This is a genomic window from Hominibacterium faecale (assembly GCF_020734085.1).
GTDB lineage: Bacteria > Bacillota > Clostridia > Peptostreptococcales > Anaerovoracaceae > Hominibacterium > Hominibacterium faecale.
This window is the reverse complement of the sequence record NZ_JAJAGH010000028.1, coordinates 1-3197: the sequence shown is the minus strand read 5'-3', so window position 1 is coordinate 3197 and position 3197 is coordinate 1. Positions and strand designations below refer to the sequence as shown.

The following is a 3197-nucleotide window of genomic DNA, read 5'->3' as shown; positions in this document are numbered from 1 at the left end:
TTGTACCTTCAAAACTGAATAATGTCAAGTGTCTTTCTTCCTTTACACGCTTCTTCCTTGAAACCATTGGTCAAGCGTTCGACCGATTAGTACCTCTCAGCTTCATACATTGCTGCACTTTCACCTGAGGCCTATCTACGTGGTAGTCTTCCACGGGTCTTATCATTTCCATGAAGGAGATCTTTTCTTGTGGGGGGCTTCGCACTTAGATGCTTTCAGCGCTTATCCCGTCCATACTTAGCTACCCAGCTATGCTCTTGGCAGAACAACTGGTGCACCAGAGGTATGTCCATCCCGGTCCTCTCGTACTAAGGACAGCTCCACTCAAATCTCCAACGCCCACAGCGGATAGGGACCGAACTGTCTCACGACGTTCTGAACCCAGCTCGCGTACCTCTTTAATGGGCGAACAGCCCAACCCTTGGGACCTACTTCAGCCCCAGGATGAGACGAGCCGACATCGAGGTGCCAAACACCCCCGTCGATGTGGACTCTTGGGGGGTATCAGCCTGTTATCCCCGGGGTAGCTTTTATCCGTTGAGCGATGGCCCTTCCACTCGGTACCACCGGATCACTAAGCCCGACTTTCGTCCCTGCTCGACCTGTTTGTCTCGCAGTCAAGCTCCCTTCTGCCTTTACACTCTTCGTGCGATTTCCGTCCGCACTGAGGGAACCTTTGGGCGCCTCCGTTACTCTTTAGGAGGCGACCGCCCCAGTCAAACTGCCCGCCAGACACTGTCCCAACGCCGGTTCACGGCGCATGGTTAGAATTCCAACATTACAAGGGTGGTATCCCAACGGTGACTCCACTAAAGCTGGCGCCCTAGCTTCGCAGTCTCCCACCTATCCTGTACGTGCAATGCCGAAACTCAATATCAAGCTGCAGTAAAGCTCCACGGGGTCTTTCCGTCCTGCTGCGGGTAACCGGCATCTTTACCGGTACTACAATTTCACCGAGTCTATTGTTGAGACAGTGCCCAGATCGTTACGCCTTTCGTGCGGGTCAGAACTTACCTGACAAGGAATTTCGCTACCTTAGGACCGTTATAGTTACGGCCGCCGTTTACTGGGGCTTAAGTTCATGCCTTCGCCTAAGCTAAGCAGTCCCCTTAACCTTCCAGCACCGGGCAGGCGTCAGCCCCTATACTTCAGCTTTCGCTTTCGCAGAGACCTGTGTTTTTGGTAAACAGTCGCCTGGGCCTTTTCACTGCGGCCTGCTTGCGCAGGCACCCCTTCTCCCGAAGTTACGGGGTCATTTTGCCGAGTTCCTTAACAATAGTTCTCTCGCTCGCCTTAGGATTCTCTCCTCATCTACCTGTGTCGGTTTGCGGTACGGGCACCTACGGTCTCGCTAGCGGCTTTTCTTGACAGCTTGAAATCAGCAGCTTCCGGTACTAATCTTCCCTCCGCGTAACGCCTCAGAATTGCCACAGGGGATTTGCCTCCCGTGACTCCCTTGACGCTTGCACACGCTCTACCAACGGCGCGCTCTGCTTATCCTTCTGTGTCCCCACTTCGCTCAAATGACTTTCGGTGGTACTGGAATCTCTACCAGTTGTCCATCGCCTACGTCTTTCGACCTCGGCTTAGGTCCCGACTTACCCTGAGTGGACGAACCTTCCTCAGGAAACCTTAGATTTTCGGCGGGCAGGATTCTCACCTGCCTCTCGCTACTCATGCCAACATTCTCTCTCGTATACCGTCCAGCAATCCTTCCAGATCACCTTCTGCCTGTATACGATGCTCCTCTACCATACCTAATAGGTATCCTAAGCTTCGGTAGTAAGTTTTAGCCCCGTTTATCTTCGGCGCAGAGCCACTCGACTAGTGAGCTGTTACGCACTCTTTAAATGAGTGGCTGCTTCTAAGCCAACATCCTAGCTGTTTATGCAGCTCCACATCCTTTTCCACTTAACTTACATTTTGGGACCTTAGCTGTAGGTCTGGGCTGTTTCCCTTTCGACCACGAAACTTATCTCACGTAGTCTGACTCCGGGGTATGATCGCACGGCATTCGGAGTTTGATAGTTTTCGGTAACCGGTGAAGGCCCCTAGAACATTCAGTGCTCTACCTCCGTGTATCTTTCCCCCAGGCTAGCCCTAAAGCTATTTCGAGGAGAACCAGCTATCTCCGAGTTCGATTGGAATTTCACCGCTATCCACACGTCATCCCAACACTTTTCAACGTATATGGGTTCGGTCCTCCACGAGATTTTACTCTCGCTTCAACCTGCACATGGATAGGTCACCCGGTTTCGGGTCTACAGCATGTAACTTTCGCCCTCTTAAGACTCGCTTTCGCTTCGGCTCCAATGCTCCAGCATCTTAACCTCGCTACATACCATAACTCGTTGGCCCGTTCTACAAAAAGTACAAGGTCACTTGCGCTCCCTTTGCTTGTAAGCATAAGGTTTCAGGTTCTCTTTCACTCCCCTCCCGGGGTTCTTTTCACCTTTCCCTCACGGTACTGTTCGCTATCGGTCACTGGGTAGTATTTAGCCTTGGGGGGTGGGCCCCCCTGCTTCAAACCGGGTTTCACGTGTCCGGTCCTACTCTGGTGCCACTCCTGCATAAACTCCATTTCGCCTACGGGGATTTCACCCTCTTCGTCCCTGCTTTCCAGCAGCTTCGGCTATGAATTTCATGTCCTTTGAGTGGTCCGCAACCCCGAAAACTAAAGTTCTCGGTTTGGGCTCTTTCCCGTTCGCTCGCCGCTACTAGGAAAATCGATGTTTCTTTCTCTTCCTAAGGGTACTTAGATGTTTCAGTTCCCCTCGTTGCCTTCTCCGTACCTATGTATTCAGTACGGGATACCGCCCCATTACGAGCGGTGGGTTCCCCCATTCGGATATCTACGGATTGTCGGATATTTGCTCCTGCCCGTAGCTTTTCGCAGCTTGTCACGTCCTTCTTCGGCTCCCAGTGCCAAGGCATCCGCCTTATGCTCTTATTCGCTTGACCTATTGGTCTGCCTGATCTAGCGTGATCAGGTCTTTTACTGTTAATTCACTCTGTGAATCAGCTTTTTTCTGGTTTCTCGGTTGAAATCGCAGTATTACCCTAATCGCAGTCTTTTCAAAAAGACTTTGTCTTAGTTGCATACTTTTTTCTATTTACCGTTTGGTAAATAGCTCGATTTCGTTTTCGTTGTAAATTTGTTTTTACACTTCTTTACATTATTCAGTTTTCAAGGTACA

Annotated in this window: 1 rRNA gene; it reads right to left on the bottom strand. The window is 51.0% G+C overall.

The features are described 5' to 3' along the window. Positions 1 to 66: 66 nt before the first annotated feature. Positions 67 to 2961: ribosomal RNA gene (locus LG211_RS19950) — 23S ribosomal RNA — on the bottom strand. Positions 2962 to 3197 lie beyond the last annotated feature (236 nt).